Raw genomic sequence first — 20,137 nt, 5'->3', positions numbered from 1 at the left:
TATTTTTCTGCTGCCGTGCAGCATGGGCGCGCCTTCGTGGGGCCGCCCGGCGCACCGGCGCAGGCGCTGACAGTAGCACGCGGCGCAGCGCGGCAGGATCGATTCCGGCAATCGAATCGGCGCCGGTATGTATGCACGATGAATCGTATGCGCGCGAACGTAAAACGAGATTACAATTTCCACCTCACAAGAAGATGGGCGTATTGACAAGATGTCGACACAGGCAGTTCCAATCAGGGCATTCGGCACCGCTGGCGGTGCGGTCGGACAAATCATCGACGACTTCGATTGGAGCAAGACCAGCCTCGGTCCCATCGGCGCCTGGCCTGCGGTGGTGCGCACGACCGTCGAGCTGATCCTGCGCTCTCCCTTGCCGATGGTGACGATGTGGGGCGAGGACGGCGTCATCATCTACAACGCGGGCTATGCGCAGCTCGCCGGCGCGCGCCATCCGCGCAGCCTGGGCGGCAAGGTGCGCGAGGAATGGCCGGAGATCGCCGACTTCAACGACCGCGTGCTGCGCACCGTGCTGGCGGGCGGCGCGCTCGACTTCCACGACGAGGAATTCACGCTGCAGCGCAACGGCCGGCCGGAACAGGCCTGGTTCGACCTCGGGTATTCGCCCGTCGTCGACGAGGCGGGGCGGATCGCCGGCGTGCTCGCCGTCGTCGTCGAGACGACGGGCAAGGTGCGGGCCGAACGCCGCCTGGCGGGCGAGCACGCGCGCCTGCAGGCGCTGTTCGAGCAGGCGCCCGGCTTCATGGCCATCCTGACGGGGCCGGACCACGTGTTCGGCGGCGCCAATCCCGCCTACCGGGAACTGGTGGGCGGGCGCGACGTGGTCGGCAAGCCGGTGCGCGATGCCGTCCCCGAGGCCGTGCCGCAAGGGCTGGTGGCGCTGCTGGACCAGGCCTACCTGAGCGGCGCCAGCGTGGCGGCGGCGGGCCGCGAGGTGTGGCTGGCCGGCGCGGACGGCGTGCGCCGCCAGGCCTACCTGGACTTCGTCAACCAGCCGCTACGCGGCGAGGACGGCGCCGTGTTCGGCGTGTTCGTGCAGGGCCAGGACGTCACCGAGCGCGTGCGCGCGCAAGCCCACCTGCGCGAGAGCGAGGCCAAGTTCCATACCTTTGCCCAGGCGATGCCGCACCAGGTCTGGACCGCCGGGCCGGACGGCAACCTCGACTGGTTCAACGACCACGTGGTCGCCTACACGGGCCTCGATCACGCGGCCCTGCGCGGCATCGGCTGGACCGCGGTCGTGCACCCGGACGACCTGCAGGCCACGCGGACACGCTGGGCCACGGCCATCGCGGGCGGCGCGCCCTACCAGCACGAATTCCGCCTGCGCGCGGCGAACGGCCGCTACCGCTGGCACCTGGCGCGCGCGGTGCCCCTGCGCGGCGAGGATGGCGGCACGCTACGCTGGGTCGGCACGCATACCGACATCGAGGACCACAAGGTGGCGACGGAGCGCCTGGCCACGCTCAACGCCGACCTGGAAGCCCGGGTGGCGCGGCGCACGGCGGAACGGGACCGGATGTGGAAGCTGTCGCGCGACGTCATGCTCGTCGCCGATGTCGACGGCGTCGTCGAGGCCGTGAGCCCGGCCTTCGGCTCCATCCTCGGCTGGTCCGAGCACGACATCGTCGGAAAGAACATCATGGGCCTCGTGCACCCGGACGACCAGGCCGCCACCGTGGCCCAGCTGGCATCGCTGCGCGCCGGACACTATGTCTACAAGTTCGAGAACCGCTACCGGCGCAAGGACGGCAGCTGGTGCCTGCTGTCGTGGAGCGCTTCGCCGGACCGCGGCTTCATCCACGCGATCGGACGCGACATCACGGCCGACCGCGAACAGGCCGAGCAGATCCGCCGCACCGAGCTGGCCCTGCAGCAGTCCCAGAAGATGGAGACGATCGGCAAGCTCACGGGCGGCGTCGCCCACGACTTCAACAACCTGCTGCAGATCATCTCGGGCAACCTGCAACTGCTCGAAATGGACCCGGGCGGCGCCGAGGTGCCGCGCTGGATCGCCAACGCCCGCCTGGCCGTGGAAAAGGGCGCCAAGCTGGCCAGCTACCTGCTCGCGTTCGGCCGGCGCCAGCCGCTGGAACCGAAGGTGGTCAAGGTCAGCCGCGTCGTCACGGGCATGGAGGACATGCTGCGGCGCGCGCTGGGCGAGGAGATCGAGGTCGAGCTGGTGATGTCCGGCGGCCTGTGGAACACGGCGGTCGACGTGGCCCAGGTCGAGAACGCCGTGCTGAACCTGGCAGTGAATGCGCGCGACGCCATGGGCGGCGCCGGCAAGCTGACCATCGAGGCGAGCAATGCGCTGCTGGACGATATGTATTGCCGCGCCCACGCGGACGTGGCGCCGGGCCAGTACGTGCTGCTGGCCGTGACCGATACCGGCTCCGGCATGGACCCGGACGTGCTGCGCCAGGCCTTCGAGCCCTTCTTCTCGACCAAGGAAGAAGGCAAGGGCACGGGCCTGGGCCTGTCGATGGTGTACGGCTTCGTCAAGCAGTCGGGCGGCCACGTCAAGATCTACAGCGAGCCGGGACAGGGCACCACCGTCAAGATCTACCTGCCGCGCACGACGGCGGCCGAGGATGCCCTCGGACCGGTCGAACCGCAGCAGCCGGCCGTCGGCGGCACCGAGACCATCCTGGTGGCCGAGGACGACGAGGCCGTGCGCACCACGGTGGTGGAGATGCTGACGGAGCTGGGCTACCGGGTGCTGAAGGCGGCGGACGCCGCAAGCGCGCTCGCGGTCGTGGAATCCGGCGTGCAGATCGACGTGCTGTTCACCGACGTCGTCATGCCCGGCCTGCTGAGAAGCCCCGAACTGGCGCGCATGGCGCGCGAGCGCCTGCCCAACCTGGCCGTGCTGTTCACCTCCGGCTACACGGAAAACGCGATCGTCCATGGCGGCCGCCTGGACCCGGGCGTGGAACTGCTCGGCAAGCCCTACACGCGCGAAAGCCTGGCGCGCCGCATCCGCCAGGTGCTCGCCAACCAGCGCCAGCGCGGCCATGCGGAGCCGCAGCTGCCCGCGCCGGCGGCCGGCGCCGGGGCGCGGCTGCGCATCGTGCTGGTCGAGGACGAGGACGAGATCCGCGACAGCACCGCGATGCTGCTGCGCCACCTGGGCCACGAGGTGCTGGAGGCGGTCGACGCCGAGCAGGCCGTCGGGCTGATCTCGGACCGGGCCGACGTTCTGATCACGGACGTGCAGCTGCCCGGCATGTCGGGCGACCTGCTGGCCGCCCAGGCGCGCTCGATGGCACCGGGGATCCGCATCGTGTTCGCGACCGGGAAGGGCGAGGTGAACAACTGGCCGGACGCGGTGGTGCTGCGCAAGCCGTACAACCTGGCGGCGTTGATGGAGGTGCTGGCGGCCGCAGCGTAACGGTCGCCGCCGCTGCCTGCGCAGGGGCGACGGCGGTGTGGCGCGGCCTTACTTCTCGTACTTCTTCTGGATGCTGTCGTAGTATTCCTTCAGCGTCCAGAACGCCATCTTCTTCTTCCCCGTTTCCGACACGAGCCCCTTGCGGTTCCAGAAGTCCTGGAAATACGGATGCTGGCGCCGCGGCGAGCGGAAGTCCGCCAGCACCCACGGCGTGATGCCGCGCAGCGAGGGGATCGCGGCGAACATCCTGAACTGGTTGCGGTACAGCGCGTCCTGGTATTCCTCGCTGAAGCGCGTGTCGGCGTCGGCGTGGTAGCCGGCCAGCGCGTCGGCGCCGAATTCCGTGATCACCACCGGCTTGTCGACCTTGATGTCGAAGCGGTAGTTCAGCATGTCGGCATTGCTCGACCAGTACCAGCCGGCGTACTCGTTGAAGCTGACCAGGTCCAGCTCCTGCCCGAGCGGATCGTCGACCGTGATGTCGGCGCCGCTGCGGTGGATCTCCAGCGCGGCGGCGACCAGGCGGGTGTCGTCCAGGCCGCGGGCGGCGCGCGCCAGCTTGCCCATGAAGGCATTGCGCGGCGCGCCGATCGGGGTCTCGTTCCCCACCGACCAGATCACGACGCTGGCGCGGTTCTTGTCGCGCACGACCAGGTCCGTCAGCTGGGCGTTCGCATTGGCATAGGTGTCCGGGTTGTCCCAGGAGATGGTCCAGTAGACGGGCACTTCGGCCCACACCATCAGTCCCATCTCGTCGGCCAGGCGCAGCATCTCCTCGCTGTGCGGGTAGTGCGCGAGGCGTACGTAGTTGCAGTTCAATTCCTTGGCCCACTGCAGCAGCATGCGCATGTCGCCGGCGCCGCGCAGCCGGCCCGGGATCAGGGGGTTCTCGTCGTGCAGGGAGACGCCGCGCAGGAACACGGGCTTGCCGTTCAGGAGGATCTCGTGGCCGCGCGTGGCGATGGTGCGAAAGCCGATGCGGTCGCGCACCGTGTCGCCGCCGCCGGCCAGCTCGACGGTGTAGAGCTTCGGCTGCTGCGGCGTCCAGTACTGCAGTTTGCCGGCGGGGAGGTCGATGGCGGCGCGGCCGGCGGCGTCCGTCGTGACGGTCGTGCGGAGGCCCGCTTCCGGAATGCTCACGGTCACCTGCTGCGACGTCGCCGCGCCGGCCAGCTGCACGTAGCCGGCGATGCGGCCCGGGTCGCCCTTGGCCAGCTGCACCTTGTAGTCGGCGATATAGGTCGCCGGAAGCTCGGCCAGCAGCACGTCGCGCGTGATGCCGCCGTAGTTCCACCAGTCCGTGTTCAGCGTGGGGATCGCCTCCTGGTGGCGCGTGTTGTCGGCCTTGACGACGACGACATTGCGTCCCTTGGCGAGCAGGCCCGTCACGTCGAACTGGAAGGGCGTGAAGCCGCCCCGGTGCATGCCCAGCTTCTTGCCGTTCAGGTAGACGTGGGCTTCGTAGTTGACGGCGCCGAAGTACAGCAGGTAATGCTTGCCCTGCTTGGGATCGGCGTCGAACACCTGGCGCATCCACACGGTCCCTTCGTACAGCTGCAGGCGTTCGGCCTGGGAGTTCCAGTCGCCGGGGATCTTCAGCGTCGGCGCCAGGTCGAAGCTGTACTCGGTCCAGTCCGTCTTGTCCTTCGGCTTGCGGTCGTCGTAGAAGCCGCCCTTGCCGCTGGCGGAGGCATCGAAGGGTGCGCGGCGGTAGTCGTAGTAGCCCGTCTCGTACGGGTCGATGATGTAGCTCCAGCGCCCGTTCAGGCTCACGTGGCTGCGGCCCTGGATGTTCTGGATCGGCGCCGCCAGCATGCTGGCGCTGGCGCCGGCGTGCGCGGCCGGCGTGCCGGCCAGCTGGACGTCGGCGGGCGGGGTCTGGGCGTGGGCCGCCAGGGCGGCAAGCGTGAATACGGCGGGGCAGGCCAGCCGGCGCAACAGGTGTCTCATCCAGTCTCCTCGTTTTTAGCTGTGTTTGGCAACGTTTCCATATTGCCTGAGGGATGGTAGCGGGATCGCGGACGAGCGTCAAAGCGTATTTGCGGCGGGTCGGCGCGGCGGTCTGCGCGAGGCGTGATGGCAGGTCCGCTAGGAGGCGGCGAGCGCCGCCCAGGCCAGGCTTGCCCAGCCGGCCAGCAGCGCCAGCCCGCCCAGCGGCGTGACGGCGCCCAGCCATTTGCGGCCGGTCATGCTCAGGATGTACAGCGAGCCCGAAAACACGAGCGTGCCGAGGACGAACAGGATGCCGGCCGCCTGCAGCGGCCCCGGGGCCAGGCGCCCCGCGGCCGCGCCGCCGCCGATCAAGGCCAGCGCGTGATAGAGCTGGTAGCGCACGCCGACCTCGAACACGGCCAGCATGTCGGCGTCCAGGCGCTTGCGCAGGCCGTGCGCGCCGAAGGCGCCCAGGCCCACGCCGACGAAGGCGGGGATGGCGCCGGCGGCGATCAGGAGGCGGTCGAGGGAAAGCGTGTCCATGGCGCCATGATAGCCGATCAGACGGCGGTGCCCGTCGCAGGCCGCGCGCGGGCGGCGTCCACGTCGGCTTGCGCGCGCCGGATGAAGGCGGCGCAGGCTTCGGGTTGCGTCACGGGCAGCATGTGGCCGCCGTCCACGAGGTCCAGTCGAGCGCCGGGTACCCGGGCCACGAGGTCGCGGCCGTTGGCCTCCCACGACAGGATGCGGTCGTCGCGGCCGTACAGCACGCTGACGGGCAGGCGCAGCGCGTGCCAGCGTTCCTGCAGTTGCGGCAGGCAGTCGGGCAAGGCCTGCAGGTCGCGCGCGGCGGCGAGGTAGGCTTCCGGACGCAAGCCCAGCAAGGCTCCGCCGCGAGTGGCGAAGTCGGCGGGCGGCGTCTCGGGACCGAACACCTGGTCGAGCGCGGCGCGGCCGTGGCGGATCGACGAGGGGACTGCCAGCGTCCACGCCAGCAGGCGGCGCAGGCCGGGAGAGCGCACCGTGAGTCCCTCGAACACGGGCGGCACCGTGTCCTGCATGCGCGTGAGCGGTGCGATGAGCGCGAGGCCGCCCACGTGCTGCGGGTGCTCCAGCGCGAGCGTCAGCGCCACGGCGCCTCCCAGCGAATGGCCGACGACGAGCGGCCGCTCCAGGCCCAGGCGCTCGATCAGCGCAGCCAGCGCGGCCGCCTGGTGCGACAGGCCGGCGCAGGCGTCCGGCGCTCTCGAGGAATGGCCGGAGCCCGGGCGGTCGACGGCGATCACGCGAAACGCGTCTTCCAGGCGGGCGGCGATGCCGTAGGTGTAGTGCGACAGCTGGCCGGCCAGGCCGTGGATCATGAGGACGGGCGGGCCGTCGCCGCCGTCGTGGATGTGCAGGCGCGCGCCCGGCACGTCCACGAAGCGGCCCCTGGGCGGCATCAGCGCCGTCACCTTGGCGCGCACGAACAGCGTGAACAGGAACAGTCCGAGGGCACAGGCCAGGGCCAGTGCCGCGCCGGCCGCCAGGATCGTCGGCAGGGTCATGATCGCTTCATCGCTTTCTTCAACAGGTTCCAGTATCCCACGGGCGCCAGGCGCTCGAGCCAGGCCGCGGCGCGCGCATCGCCGCCCACCAGGATACGCGCGCGGCGCCGTTCGATGCCGCGCACGATCCGTTCGCCGGCTTCCTCCGGCGGCATGCGCAGCATGGCTTGCATGGCCTTGCGGCCGCGCGCGACCTCGTCGGCGGGCGCGTCCGCGGGCACGCGCGCGTTGCGGGCGATCGACGTGGCGACCCCGCCCGGATGGACGACCGTCACGCCCACCGTGCTGCCTTCCAGCTCGTGGCGCAAGGCGTGCGAGAAGCCGCGCAGCGCGAACTTGCTGGCCGCGTACGCCGCTTGTCCCGGCGGCGCGACGATGCCGAAGATGCTGGACACGTTGACGATGCGCGCCTCGTCGCTGGCGCGCAGCAGCGGCAGGAAGGCGCGCACGAGGCGCACGGGTCCGGCGAAATTGACTTCCATGAGCCAGTCGAAGTCGCGCTCGGCCACCTGCTCGAAGGTGCCGCCAAGGGCCACGCCGGCATTGTTCACCAGCAGGTCGATCCGTCCATGGCTATCCATCACGGCGTGCGGGAAGGCGGCGACGGCGGCGCGCTCGGCCACGTCGAGCCGGTGCGCGCTGGCGCGCACGCCATGGGCCTGGACTTCGCGCGCCGTGCCGGCGGCGGCCTGGCCGTCGATGTCGGCCAACGCCAGGTGGCAGCCCCGGCGCGCGAGGGCGAGGGCGGTGGCGCGGCCGATGCCGCCGCCGGCGCCCGTGATGACAGCGACGCGGTTGGTGAAGTTCAAGGCAAGGTTCCTTTCGCGCCGAAGCGCAGCGTGCCGTCGGCCAGGCGGCCGAAGCGGATGGTCAGCATGTCCATCAGGAAGTCCTGGTGCACGCGCCAGGGCCGGCGCGTGCCCTGTTGCGGCAGCAGGTGCGCGGCGCGGCGCACGTAGCCGGACGTGAAATCGAGGAAGGGCGCCGGCTCGGCCGCCGGGTCGCGCCGGACGACGGCGATCGCGTCGCCTTTCCTGTCCATGCGCCGCAACAGGCGGCAGGCCCAGGATGCGGTGAGGTCGGCCTTCAGCGTCCAGGAAGCGTTGGTATAGCCGAAGGTCAGGATGCAGTTCGGCAGCCCGGTGAGCATCATGCCCTTGTACGACATCGCGCGGTTCGGATCGAAGGGTTCGCCGTCGACGGTGACGGCGCTGCCGCCCAGCAGCCGGATCTGCAGGCCGGTCGCCATCACGACGAGGTCGGCGGCCAGCTTGCGTCCCGAGCGCAGCACGAGGCCGTCGGCGTCGAAGCGTTCGATGTGGTCGGTGGCGACCGAGGCGCGGCCGCTCCTGATCGCCTTGAACAGGTCGCCGTCCGGCGCCACGCAGATGCGCTGGTCCCACGGTTGGTAGGCGGGCGTGAAATGCGTGCCGACGTCGTAGCCCGGCCCCAGCTGGCGCCGCGCCATCGCGACGATTTTCTGCTTCGCCAGTTCCGGCCGGGCGCGCACGACGCGGTACATCAGCATGCTCTCGACGATCACGCGCCAGCGCGTGAGCGCATAGGCGGCGCGTTCCGGCAGCCGGCGCCGCAGCTTGCGCGCGAAACCGTATTCGGAAGGGCGGTTGACGATATAGGTCGGGGAGCGCTGCAGCATCGTCACGTGGGCCGCGCGCGGCGCCATCGACGGCACCAGCGTGACGGCCGTGGCGCCGCTGCCGACGACGACGACGCGCTGGCCCGTCCAATCGAGGTCCGCCGGCCAGAACTGCGGCTGGACGATACGGCCGCGGAAGGTGTCCTCGCCCGGAAAGCGCGGGCGGTACGCCTCGTCGTAGCTGTAGTAGCCGCTGCACAGGTACAGGAAACGGGTGCGCAGCTGCCGCCTGGCGCCGGCGTACTCCACCTGCACGCTCCAGCAGGCGTCGGCGCTGCGCCAGGACGCCGCCACGACCTTGTGGCCGAAGCGGATCCTGCGCTCGATGCCGTGGCGGCGCGCCGTGTCCTCGATATAGGCGCGGATGGACGGCCCGTCGGCGATCGCCTTGCCGGCGGTCCAGGGGGCGAAGGCGTAGCCCAGCGTGTACATGTCGGAATCGGAGCGCACGCCGGGATAGCGGAACAGGTCCCAGGTGCCGCCCATGGCGGCGCGGGCTTCCAGGATCGCATAGCGCTTGCCGGGGCAATGGCGCTGCAGGTGCCAGGCCGCGCCGATGCCGGACAAGCCAGCGCCGACGATCAGCACATCGAAGATGTCGGCGGCGTCGTCCTCGCCGCCGTCGGGCGTGGCCGGATGGGAGGGATGCATGCTGTCTCGGAATCTTGTCGTTGTTGGAACTTGACACTGTATATTGTCACAAATGGGATGACAAGATTCTGTGCGAAAATACTATATGGCTTCTGTATCAACCCCTTCCCGGACCTACCGGGGCGTACCCCAGGACGAGCGCCGCGCGCAGCGGCGCGGCCAGCTCATCGCCGCCGGCGTGGCCGTGTATGGCGAGCGTGGCTACCGTCATGCGACCGTCAAGGCGGTCTGCGAGGCGGCCGGCCTCACCGAACGCTATTTCTACGAATCCTTCGCCAACAGCGAGGAACTGCTGATCGCGTGCTTCAACCACGTCACGTGTTCGGTGATGGGGCAGATCCTGGAGGCGGCGGAGCAGGCCGGCCAGGACCGCATCGCGCGGGCGCAGGCGATGCTGCATACCTACCTGGCGGCGCTGCAGCGCGAGCCGCAGTCTGCGCGCGTGTTCCTGGTGGAGATCCGCGGCGTGAGCCGCGCTGTCGACAAGGCGTTCGACGATGCGCTGCGCCAGATCGGCGACGCGGTGGCGGGCCAGGTGGCGCCGCCGGACATGCCCACCGACCCGCTGCTGCGGGCCGGCATCGTGGGCGGCGTGATCCACATCGCGCTGCGCTGGATCGACGACGGCTACCAGCCTGGCATCGAACGCGTTACCGACAGCGCGCTGCGCATGGTCGGCATGGTCCTCATGCAACCGCCGGTCGCGGCCTGATCACTTTTTCCAGTCGAATTCGACCCAGGTCGGCGCGTGGTCGCTGGGCTTCTCGCGGCCGCGCACGTCGCGGTCGACGCCGGCCGCCTTCAGGTGCGGCGCCAGCGATGGGCTGAGCAGCAGGTGGTCGATGCGCAGGCCGGCATTGCGCCCATAGGCATCGCGGAAATAATCCCAGAACGTGTAGATGGTTTCGCCGGGGTGCGTGGCGCGCAGCGAATCCGTCCAGCCCTGTGCGAGCAGGCGCTCCCAGGCCGCGCGGGTCTCGACGCGGAACAGGGCGTCGTCGACCCAGCGCTCCGGCTTGTAGACGTCGTCCGGCGTCGGGATCACGTTGAAGTCGCCGGCGATGACGACGGGCTTGCCGCTGTCGATGAAGTCCTGGGCGCGCAGGCGCAGGCGCTCCATCCAGGCCAGCTTGTAGTCGTACTTGGGACCGGGCGCCGGGTTGCCGTTCGGGAGATACAGGCCCGCGACGATCACACCGTTCACCTCCGCCTCGATGTAGCGGCTCTGTTCGTCCGACGGGTCGCCGGGCAGGCCGCGCTGCAGCTCCTTGGGCTCGACCCCGCGCGCGAGGATCGCCACCCCGTTCCAGCTTTTCTGGCCGTGCCAGATGGGGGAATAGCCGGCGGCGCGGATCTCCGCTTCGGGAAACTTGTCTTGCGGCGCCTTGAGCTCCTGCAGGCAGGCGACGTCCGGTTGCGTCTCGTCGAGCCACTGGAGGAGGGCGCCGAGACGGGTGTTGATGCTGTTGACGTTGAAGGTGGCGATTCGCATGGTGTCATCCGGGTTCATGGTCTGCGGACAGGCGCCGCCGGCCGGTGGCCGGTCGGCGCCTCGTTGCGAGCGATGATACCCGATCGCCACCCGGGAACCGGTGGCGCACGCGCGCGGCAAGCCGCTTCAGCGGCCGCCGCGCAGCCCCTTCCCGCGCTGGCGCGCCCAGCCCAGCATGCCCAGGCCCAGCGCGAACGTCGCGGCGATGCCGGGTTCCGGCACCTCGCCTTCCTGCGCCTGCAGGATGAACGACAGGTTGTCGGCATAGCCGTCGTTGTCCGTCGAGGCGAGCCGCTCCATCGACAGCCAGAACGACACGGCGTGGGTCCCCGTCGGCATCAGTCCTTCCGACGCGCGGTACCACAGGCCCGTCTGGCCGTCGCGGTCTTCCGGGGTCACGGGACCGAGCGACGCGCCGCCGATCTCCATGCCGGATTCGTCGAGGAACTGCACGTAGAACAGCGCGTTGTCGCCCTGGTCGGCCCAGCCGCCCAGCCAGCCGCTCAGGGAGAACGCGGTCGCCTGCGTCGTCGCCGTGCCGAAGTCCAGCGTCTGCCAGGCGGCGGCGTACTGGCCGGTGCCGGCGAACAGGCCATGGCCGCGGTCGGCCGGCCCCGGCTGCGTGGGCAGCACCCAGTTGCTGCCGTAGTTCACCGACTGGATCATGCCGTAGCCGCCATAGCCGTTCCATCCCGTCGTGCCGGCTTCGGCGTCGCCGTTGACGACGAGGTTGCTGCCGTAGATCACGGCCGCCTGGCTGGCGCAGGCGGCGGCGAGCAGCGCCGCGCCGAGGATGCATCGTAGTGTCATGGTCGTTTCCTTTGCGGGTTAGTTGACGCGGTACTGGTCGAGCTGGGCCGGGCCCTGCATCGCCGGGTCGCTGATCGACGGCAGGCCGTTTTCCAGGTGGCCGGCGAAGCGCCGCAGCCAGCCGGGCAGGCCGCTCACGCGCAGGCTGACGTCGTACCAGTTGGAGCTCGCCGCCAGCGGGATCCGCACGGTGCTGCGCGAGCGCGGCGGCACGCGCACGTCGGGGATCCGGTTCGTCGCGTACTTGTTCGACGCGAGCTGGAACACGCAGGGCTGGGTGCCGTTGTTCACCAGTTCGATCACCAGCTCGCCGGCGCGGCGGTCCGCCTGCAGGTTCATCTCCGGCCACGCGGCGTCGGCGGCACGGCGCACGTCGCCCGCGACGTGGCGGTGGAAGCCGTTCGGCCCCAGCACCCATAGGTCGTAGGCGGCCGTCGCGGCCCAGCGTCCGGTGAGTTGCTTGCCCGCTTCGACCGTATAGCGCCGCGGGATCTGGTCCAGCGCGAGGCGGTCGTACACGTGGAACACGGCGCCGGCTTCGCCCGCGTTCTGGAACGTGAGGTCGACCAGGCCGGCCGCCGTTTGCGCCTGCACCTGCAATTCATAGGGCAGCGCGCGTGCCGGGCGCACCCCGGCGGCCTGCACGGGCGCGGTCAGCGTCGACGGGATCGCCGGCACCTTGGTGCTCCCCAGGCTGATGGCGAGCTGGCGCCGTGCGGCCGTGTCGGGCAGCGGCGGGAAGGCGCCGTCCTGCGGATTGACGAAGTCGAAGCACGACAGCAGGTTGCCGCTGACGGCGCGCCGCCACGGGCTGATGAGGGGTTCCTTCACGCCGAAGCGCGCCTCGATGAAGCGCACGACGGACGTGTGGTCGAAGACCTGCGAATTGACCCAGCCGCCCCGCGTCCACGGCGAGATCACGTACATCGGCACGCGCGGCCCCAGTCCGTACGGGCGGTGCAGCGTGCGCGCATCCGCGCCGTTCTGGATGTGGTGGTATTCGCCCGTCGTGTCGACCGTCGAGGCCCCGGCGAAGCGGGCCTGCGCCGGGTCGCTGCTGTAGCTCGTGTACGACGGCACGGCCGGCGGCGGCATGTGGTCGAAGAAGCCGTCGTTCTCGTCGAAGTTGATCAGCAGGACCGTCTTGCTCCAGCTGTCCGGGTTGGCCGTCAGGGCGTCCAGCACGCGTGCGATGTAGTCGGCGCCCGAGGCGGGGCTGGACGGGCCGGGGTGCTCGGACCCTTCGGCCGTCGCCACGACCCAGCTTACCTGGGGCAGGCGGTTGGCCAGCACGTCGGCCTTGAGCAGGTCGAGGTCGCGCGTGCTCACGCCGCGCTCGCGCAGGGCCTGCGAATGGCCCGGACGCCCGTACCACGCGTTGCGGAAGGTGCGGAAGCCGGCCAGCGAATTGTCCGTGAAGTTGTCGGCCATGTTCTGGTAGACCTGCCAGCTGACGCCGGCCGCCTGCAGCCTTTCCGGATACGTGGTCCACAGGTAGTCGGTGGACGGATCCGGATTGAAGTCGTCGTGGCTGTTGTCGGTCGACGGGCCGCCGGCGGCGCCCAGCGGATCGTTGTGGCCCGTGAACAGGAACAGGCGGTTCGTGTTGGTGCCCGTCTGCGTGGCGCAGTGGTAGTGGTCGCAGATGGTGAACGCGCGGGCGAGCGCGAACTGGAACGGCACGTCGCCTTCCGCGTAGTAGCCCAGCGCGTGGTTCTGCTTGACGTTGCACCAGTCGTTCATGCGGCCGTGGTCCCAGGCCAGCTGGGCGTCCAGCCAGGCGTGCGGCGTGCCGGCCACGCGCATGACGGGAAAGTCCTGCACCGTGTTGAGGCGGAACGGCGCGATCGCGCGGCTTTGCGGCCAGGTCGGGCGGCCGGGCACCGGGGCGCCGCCGACCGTCCGCTGCACGAAGACCGTCTTGCGGCTGAACAGGTTCTGGCGGTCCATCACGGGGACGGGGAACGGGTCGGCGAAGCCGCGCACGCCTTCCATCGTGCCGAAATAATGGTCGAAGCTGCGGTTCTCCTGCGTCAGCACGACAATGTGCTCGACGTCCTGGAGACTGCGGGTGCGCTGGTTGGCCGGCAAGGCCAGCGCACGCTGGATGGCCGGCGGGAACGAGGCGAGCACGGCGCTGGCGCCGCCTGCCTGGGCGAGTGTGCGGAGGAAGTCGCGGCGGCTCATGCCTGTACCTCCGTGCGGGAAAACGCGGTACCGAACAGTTGCATGTGATGGGTCCATGTTGTTGGTGGGGACTGGCGCGGAAGCCGCCAGCGCGATCCAGAGTAGGCAGCGTTCGTGAAATGTTGATGACACGATAACGCTTTCGTCGCGTGTTTAGTGATTGGAAGGAAACAGGGCGGCTGCGAGCCTCCGTGTGGGCAGGATATGGTCCAGGTAGTCAAACTACAGCAGACGTAGGGCAGGAAGACGGCTCATCTGGCCGGTGATGCGTACGTTTTGTAAATTAACTACCTCATGCGTTTATAATCCGGCTGGCGCGCCCGAGGCGCCGCCGCCGACAACGACAACGACGAGACCATGACCAACACCCATCACGCCCGCCTGGCCCTGTGCCTGGCCGTCACCGCCGCCTTCGCGCCCCTTGCTCACGCCCAGAACGCCGACCGGCGCTTCGTCGCCATGAAGCCGATCGCCGGCGGCCTGGAGGTGACGGCCAGCGACGGCCGCTACCTGATCACCTCGTATGCGCCGAACATCGTCGAGACGACCTTCGTGCCGAAGGGCCAGCAGCCGCAGCCCGGTTCGCACGCCGTCGTGCTGGCGCGCGCCACGGCGCCGGCGGAGATCAAGGCCGATGCGCGCCGTATCGAACTGGCCGCCGGCGGCATGACCGTGACGATCGACAAGACGCCGTTCCGCATCGCCTACGCATACAAGGGCCGCCCGCTGGTGGCCGAGAAGCGTGGCTATGGCCGTGCGGACCAGCAGGGGGAGAAGCTGGAGGCGCTGGAATTCGCGCTGAACGACGACGAAGCGCTGTACGGCGCCGGGTCGCGCGCCGTCGGCATGAACCGCCGCGGCAACCGCTTCCGCCTGTACAACAAGGCCTCGTACGGCTTCGGCGCGCGCGCCGAGCAGATGGGCTACGGCATCCCGGTGGCGCTGTCCTCGCGCAAGTACGCGATCCACTTCGACAATCCGCAGGCCGGCTGGCTCGAAATGGACAGCCGCCACGACGGCACGCTGCGCTACGAGACGATGGGCGGACCGAAGACCTACCAGGTCGTGGCCGGCGACGACTGGGCCGAGGTGATGGACGGCTACACGCGCCTGACGGGCCGCCAGCCGCTGCCGCCGCGCTGGGCCTTCGGCAATTTCGCCAGCCGCTTCGGCTACCACACGGAGGCCGAGACGCGCGCCGTCGTCGACCAGTTTGCCGCGGACGGCATCCCGCTGGACGCCGTGGTGCTGGACCTGTACTGGTTCGGCAAGACGGTCAAGGGCACGATGGGCAACCTGGCCTGGGACCGCGAGAGCTTCCCCCGCGCGGAAGCGATGATGGCGGACTTTGCCCGCAAGGGCGTCAAGACCGTGCTGATCACGGAGCCGTTCATCCTGACGACGTCGAAGCGCTGGCAGGAGGCGTCGCGGGCCGGCGTGCTGGCCACGGGCAAGGACGGCAAGCCGCTCGCCTACGATTTCTACTTCGGGAACACGGGCCTCGTCGACGTGTTCAAGCCGCAGGCGCGCGACTGGTTCTGGAACATCTACAAGGACCTGAAGGCGGGCGGCGTGGCCGGCTGGTGGGGCGACCTGGGCGAGCCGGAAGTGCATCCGGCCGAGGCGCGCCACGCCACCCCCGGCGGCGTCGCGACGGCGGACCAGGTCCATAATATCTACGGCCACGAATGGGCGCACCTGATCGCCGACGGCTATGCGCGCGATTTCCCGGCCGAGCGGCCGTTCATCCTGATGCGCTCGGGCTATTCGGGCTCGCAGCGCTTCGGCATGATCCCCTGGAGCGGCGACGTCAGCCGCGGCTGGGGCGGCCTGCAGTCGCAGATGGAGATCTCGCTGCAGATGGGCATGCAGGGCCAGGCCTATATGCATTCGGACCTGGGCGGCTTTGCCGGCCCCGTGCTGGACGACGAACTGTACGTGCGCTGGCTGCAGTACGGCGTGTTCCAGCCGATCTTCCGTCCGCACGCGCAGGAACAGGTGCCGGCCGAACCCGTGTTCCGTACCCCCGAGGTAAAGGTGCTGGCGCGCGAGGCGATCCGCCTGCGCTACGCGATGCTGCCGTATAACTACACGATCGCCTTCGAGAACAGCCGCACCGGCATGCCGCTGATGCGTCCCGTGATGTTCGAGGAGCCGGACAACGACATGGCCCCGACCACCGCGATCTCCGGCACCTACCTGTGGGGCCCGGACTTCCTCGTCGCGCCCGTGACGGAACCGGGCGCGGCGCGCAAGGAAATGTATTTCCCGAAGATCGCCGGCCACCCGGAGGCGGCCTGGTACGATTTCTACACGGGCGCGCCGCATCGCGGCGGCATCATCGAAGTGGTGCCCACGGTTCGCGAACACATCCCGACCTTCGTCCGTGCGGGCGCCTTCGTGCCGCTGGCCACGCCCGTGCTGACGACGCGCGACTACACGACGCGCCAGCTCGAACTGCACTACTGGCACGACCCGGCAGTGACGGCCTCCGAAGGCCGGTTGTACGACGACGACGGCCAGACGGCGCGCGCCTACGAGACGGGCAAGTACGAGCTCGTGCGCTTCGGCGCCAGGGCGAGCGCGGGCCGCCTGGACATCACGCTGGCCCCGCAGCCGGGCAGCGCCGTACAGCCGGCGGCACGGACCTTCGTCTTGAAGGTACACAATGTCGCCGTGAAGCCGCGCGGCGTCGAGGCGGGCGGCAAGGCGCTGGCGCATGTGTGGGATGAGAAATTGAAATTGCTCGAGGTGAAACTCCCCGTGCTGCAGGGCACGCCGATGCAGGTGGGCGTGGCACTGTGATGGGGTGACCGTGTTGCTGCGCCGCGTCAGCCGCGCTCCCCGCTTGTGCGGGATTCGCTACACTGCCGGATGGGCAAGGCAGACGCACGCATCGCACCATGAAGACCCAACTGCTACAAGACATCGACGAGAGCGGCTCCAAGTCGGGGCCGCAGCCACCACCGGCGCTCCCGGCCGCGAGGCCGGACGAAGGCGCGTCCCTGATCGAGCGGGCGGCGCAGGCGCCGCGGCCGGGCGCGTCCGCGGCTACGCCCGCAGCCGCGCCTCCAGTCGCCGCCGAATCGGCACCGGACCCGGCGCCACCGCGCATGCCGCGTGCGCCTGCGGCCGTGTGGCGCCGGCAGCAGGTCGCATCGCCCCCGCCGGCCGCGCCGGCCGCGGCTGCGACGCAATCGCGCCAGGACGGCACCCTCGGGGCGTCGATGCAGCGCGCCTACGACCCGCGGTACGGCGAGGCGCGCGTGCCGCCGCCGCGTCCGGCAGCGCCGGAGTCCGCTTTCGCCTCTCGCGATGCCGTTCCACCGATTACGCCGGCACCGCCGCCGATTCCCCCGATTCCTCCGATTCCTCCAACGCCGCCGGCGCGCGACCCGGCACCCGAGGCCGCGATCCCGGACTGGCTGAACGAACGCCTGCGCGAGGATGCCCAGCGCGAGAAACGGGCGCAGTGGAGCAGCCTGTGGAAACGCCGGCTCGCCACCTGGAGCATGGCGGGCGGCTTGCTGGCCATCGTGGCGGCCGCCGGCTTGTGGGTCTATGAGGACAATCGCGTCGACGGCGCGCTGGGCGTCGTTGCGCAGACGAGTCCGGGTCAGCCGGTGGCGTCTCCTGCGCATGTTTTGAAGCCGGCGCCCGTCGAAGTGCCGCCTGCCGTGCAGATGCCAGTCCCTGCGCCAGTCCCTGAGCCGGCATCAGCGGTGGCTGGGGCGGCTGCGTCACCTGCGCCAGCCGACGTCCCGCCCACGACGGCCGCGCAGGCGGATGGCGCGTTACCCGCGATCGCGGGCGGCGCCGCCGTACTCGCGGCAACTGTCGGCGCGACGAGGAGCGAGACCGATCCGTCCGCGGCCGCCCCTCCGGCGCCGGCAGCGAACGCGCAGCCGGCCGCAGTTGCCGAGCGCAAGTCCGCACCGCCTCCCGTACGCCGCAGCACCCCGCGACGCCAGCTCGCCCAGGCCGACAAGCCGCGCCGCGCGGCCGCCGCGCCCGTCGCCGCTGAGCCCAGCGCGCGCCAGCGACGCGAGGAAACCTTGATGCAATGCCGCGCGCACGGCTACGACCAGCGGCAGTGCGACCGGCGCGGGTGCGTGATGACGTCGTATGGGTTTGCCTGCAAGGGCTAGCGCTGACGGTGTACGAGCCCCCACGACATCAGATATACAGCGTTCGCGCTGCGGGCGGCCGCGTCCTGGCCATGTCCGCAAAGCCCTGATAGAAAAAGGGAATGCTGTCAGCCGCGTCGCCGCTCAGGCGACCGCGTACCTTGTCCCAGGTCGCGATGGCGATATGCGTTTCCGGCTCGCCGACGACAAGCACCGGGCCCCGTGTGTCGTCGAGCCACGCGTATTCGCCGCCATATGCTGTGCGGGCAACTTCGAGGATGTAGCAGCCGATCAGGCGAACCAATCCCGAGACCTGCGACTGCGGCAGTTCGGCAACGTAGGCCGATGCTTCGGCAAGCATCTCTTCCACGATCGACAGGCTGTCTTCGGAAAAATCCAGGCCGTCATTCGACCGCTCGCGAAAGGTCTCCACAGCGCGATTTGCCGGGGACACGACGTCGTCAATAAGTGTACTCATCTTTTTTGCCGGTAGCTTCGGAGTCCATTCGAACTGCCCGGGATGGCCGGGGGCCGCCTGCGGGCACTGCGCCGCCAGTATGCATCGGATTCGGCAGGCGGTTAATCCGCATGCGCAAGCCGCAACCCACCCTTGCGGTCCGGCAGCCACGCTTCGGCCAGGTCCGAGCTGACGTCGAAGAACCCCAGTTCATGCTTGGCCGCGAGCGCGAACACGGCGCCGTGCGCCTCGTCGATCTTGTCCCAGTCGTTGAAGGTCATGTAGATCAGCATGCTGCCGATCGTGTAGTCGGTGCCGGTCTCCGGCGTCTCGTCCGAGGCCGGCGGGAAGGCGGCCGCCAGTTCAGCGTAGAACGCCTGCAAGGCCGGCGTGGCGACGGCCGGGTCGTCGTACTCGTGCTCCTCGGGCCATTCCGTCTGCGCCTCGTACCAGTCGAGGAAGGCGGGGCGCTTGGCGGGCGCGGCGTCGGGCGAGAACACCACCAGGTCGTAGCTCATTGTCGTATGCGTGTGTGATAGCGCGTAAGATGCGCGGGTATGATGCTCATTATGTGCGAAATCATCCTCAGCAACCAGCCATGCCCGTGACGATCGATCCCATCGAGGTGACGTTCACGGCGATCCGTGCCCAGGGCCCTGGCGGCCAGAACGTGAACAAGGTCTCCTGCGCCGTGCATGCGCGCTTCGACATCGAGGCGTCCTCCTTGCCGCCGCACGTGAAGGCGCGGCTGCGCGAACTGGACGACGCCCGCATCACGCGCGAGGGCGTGGTGGTGCTCAAGGCCCAGCAGTCGCGCAGCCTGGAACAGAACAAGATCGATGCGCTGCGGCGCCTGCAGGAGCTGGTCGACCGCGCCAGCGTCGTGGCGCCGCCGAGGCGGCCGACGCGGCCCACGCTGGGTTCCCAGCGCCGGCGCCTGGAATCGAAGGCGAAGAGCGGCCGCACCAAGGCGCTGCGCGGAAGGGTGGTCGACTGAAGGCGACCGGGTGGCCTGCGACGGCGACGGCGTCTTATTGCGGCGGCTGGCCGTTCGACGCCATCAATCCCGCATCCACCGGCAGGTTGACGCCCGTGATGAGCCGGGCATCGTCGCTGGCCAGGAAGGCCATCGCGGCCGCCACGCCTTCCGGATCGGCGGGCGCGCCGAGCGGCATGCGTTCCCGGAACTTGGCGACCAGTTCGGGATCGGCCACCATGTCCTCGGTCATCCCCGTCTTCGTGAAGCTGGGGTTGACGGCGTTCACGCGCACGCCGTCCTTGGCGGCGTCCATCGCCATCGCGCGCACCATATTGCTGACGGCGCCCTTCGAGGTGTTGTAGGCGAACATGTTCCAGTCCCCGCCGAGACCCGACACGGACGAGGTCATGACGATGGACCCGCGCGTCTTGACGAGTTCGGGCATCGCCGCCTTGGCCATGTGGAAGTAGCCGGCGACGTTGACCGCCAGGACGCGGTCGAAGTCCTCTTCGCTCGTCTTCAGGATGTCGCCCTCGGCGGCCACGCCGGCGTTGTTGACGAGGATGTGCAGGGCCCCGAAGCGTTCGACGGCCGCCTTGACGGCGGCGGATGCCGTGGCCTTGTCGGCGGTATCGCCGACGTGCACGAGCACGCGGTCCTGCGGCAGTCCCGCGGCGGCTTCCTCGAGCTTGGCGCCGTCGATGTCGAGCATGACGACGCGGGCGCCCTCGTCGAGGAAACGGCGGGCGGTGGCCAGGCCGATGCCGGAAGCGGCGCCGGTGACGAGGACGGTTTTATCGTTGAAGCGGGTCATTCCTGTTCCTTTCGTGTGGGTGGTAGGCGGGGCGCGGCGCAGGCTGCGTGAATCCCCTCGGTTTTGCTGCCT

General features: G+C 69.7%; 16 protein-coding genes. 5 read left to right on the top strand and 11 right to left on the bottom strand.

The features are described from left to right. The first annotated feature begins 211 nt into the window (after positions 1-211). A complete protein-coding gene (locus QPK32_RS13070) occupies positions 212-3,412 on the top strand; it encodes a PAS domain S-box protein (RefSeq protein ID WP_290413247.1) in 3,201 nt (1,066 codons plus the stop codon). A gap of 48 nt (positions 3,413-3,460) precedes the next feature. On the opposite strand, the gene QPK32_RS13065 is transcribed toward QPK32_RS13070, so the two are convergent. The 5 genes from QPK32_RS13065 to QPK32_RS13045 form a co-directional block, all read right to left on the bottom strand. Further along, positions 3,461-5,362 carry a glycoside hydrolase family 2 protein gene (locus QPK32_RS13065; protein ID WP_290413246.1) on the bottom strand — a complete coding sequence of 634 codons (1,902 nt, stop codon included), beginning with the start codon at positions 5,360-5,362 and terminating at the stop codon, positions 3,461-3,463. Positions 5,363-5,500: 138 nt separating this feature from the next. After that, positions 5,501-5,887: a DUF423 domain-containing protein gene (locus QPK32_RS13060; protein ID WP_290413245.1), complete on the bottom strand. Its 387-nt coding sequence runs from the start codon at positions 5,885-5,887 to the stop codon at positions 5,501-5,503. A gap of 17 nt (positions 5,888-5,904) precedes the next feature. Beyond that, the gene (locus tag QPK32_RS13055) at positions 5,905-6,891 is read right to left on the bottom strand and encodes an alpha/beta fold hydrolase (protein WP_290413244.1); all 987 of its coding nucleotides are present in this window, start codon (positions 6,889-6,891) and stop codon (positions 5,905-5,907) included. After that, positions 6,888-7,700, bottom strand: a complete 813-nt coding sequence (locus QPK32_RS13050) for an SDR family oxidoreductase (protein WP_290413243.1) — start codon at positions 7,698-7,700, stop codon at positions 6,888-6,890. Before QPK32_RS13050 ends, QPK32_RS13055 begins: the two co-directional genes overlap by 4 nt. Continuing rightward, a complete protein-coding gene (locus tag QPK32_RS13045; protein ID WP_290413242.1) occupies positions 7,697-9,199 on the bottom strand; it encodes an NAD(P)/FAD-dependent oxidoreductase in 1,503 nt (500 codons plus the stop codon). Before QPK32_RS13045 ends, QPK32_RS13050 begins: the two co-directional genes overlap by 4 nt. Before the next feature lie 85 nt (positions 9,200-9,284). Here QPK32_RS13045 and QPK32_RS13040 point away from each other — a divergent pair, with 85 nt between their 5' ends. After that, positions 9,285-9,911: a TetR/AcrR family transcriptional regulator gene (locus tag QPK32_RS13040; RefSeq protein WP_290413241.1), complete on the top strand. Its 627-nt coding sequence runs from the start codon at positions 9,285-9,287 to the stop codon at positions 9,909-9,911. Here QPK32_RS13040 and xth read toward each other — a convergent pair whose 3' ends face one another. The 3 genes from xth to QPK32_RS13025 form a co-directional block, all read right to left on the bottom strand. Further along, positions 9,912-10,691, bottom strand: a complete 780-nt coding sequence (gene xth / locus QPK32_RS13035) for an exodeoxyribonuclease III (protein ID WP_290413240.1) — start codon at positions 10,689-10,691, stop codon at positions 9,912-9,914. Between the two features lie 126 nt (positions 10,692-10,817). After that, the gene (locus QPK32_RS13030) at positions 10,818-11,501 is read right to left on the bottom strand and encodes a hypothetical protein (RefSeq protein ID WP_290413239.1); all 684 of its coding nucleotides are present in this window, start codon (positions 11,499-11,501) and stop codon (positions 10,818-10,820) included. A gap of 18 nt (positions 11,502-11,519) precedes the next feature. Further along, on the bottom strand, positions 11,520-13,688 hold the full coding sequence (locus QPK32_RS13025) for a phosphocholine-specific phospholipase C (RefSeq protein ID WP_290413238.1): 2,169 nt from the start codon (positions 13,686-13,688) through the stop codon (positions 11,520-11,522). Positions 13,689-14,045: 357 nt separating this feature from the next. On the opposite strand from QPK32_RS13025, the gene QPK32_RS13020 reads away from it, so the two are divergent. Then, positions 14,046-16,493, top strand: coding sequence for a TIM-barrel domain-containing protein (locus QPK32_RS13020; protein WP_290413237.1), 2,448 nt, complete (start codon positions 14,046-14,048; stop codon positions 16,491-16,493). Between the two features lie 98 nt (positions 16,494-16,591). Next, the gene (locus tag QPK32_RS13015; protein WP_290413236.1) at positions 16,592-17,836 is read left to right on the top strand and encodes a hypothetical protein; all 1,245 of its coding nucleotides are present in this window, start codon (positions 16,592-16,594) and stop codon (positions 17,834-17,836) included. Positions 17,837-17,864: 28 nt separating this feature from the next. Here the strand turns inward: QPK32_RS13015 and QPK32_RS13010 are convergent, their stop codons facing one another. Continuing rightward, entirely contained in the window at positions 17,865-18,293 is a 429-nt protein-coding gene (locus QPK32_RS13010) for a hypothetical protein (protein ID WP_290413235.1), read from the bottom strand. A gap of 101 nt (positions 18,294-18,394) precedes the next feature. Next, positions 18,395-18,790 carry a hypothetical protein gene (locus QPK32_RS13005; protein ID WP_290413234.1) on the bottom strand — a complete coding sequence of 132 codons (396 nt, stop codon included), beginning with the start codon at positions 18,788-18,790 and terminating at the stop codon, positions 18,395-18,397. Between the two features lie 80 nt (positions 18,791-18,870). Between QPK32_RS13005 and arfB the strand changes: the two genes are divergently transcribed. Beyond that, complete coding sequence (arfB, locus tag QPK32_RS13000; RefSeq protein WP_290413233.1) at positions 18,871-19,269, top strand: alternative ribosome rescue aminoacyl-tRNA hydrolase ArfB; 399 nt, start codon at positions 18,871-18,873, stop codon at positions 19,267-19,269. Positions 19,270-19,303: 34 nt separating this feature from the next. On the opposite strand, the gene QPK32_RS12995 is transcribed toward arfB, so the two are convergent. After that, entirely contained in the window at positions 19,304-20,065 is a 762-nt protein-coding gene (locus QPK32_RS12995) for an SDR family NAD(P)-dependent oxidoreductase (RefSeq protein ID WP_290413232.1), read from the bottom strand. Between the last annotated feature and the right edge of the window lie 72 nt (positions 20,066-20,137).

The sequence above is a fragment of the Massilia sp. YIM B02763 genome (genome assembly GCF_030412015.1).
Classification (GTDB): domain Bacteria; phylum Pseudomonadota; class Gammaproteobacteria; order Burkholderiales; family Burkholderiaceae_D; genus Telluria.
Note: the sequence above shows the minus strand (reverse complement) of the source record. Positions and strands in the feature narration are given on the sequence as shown.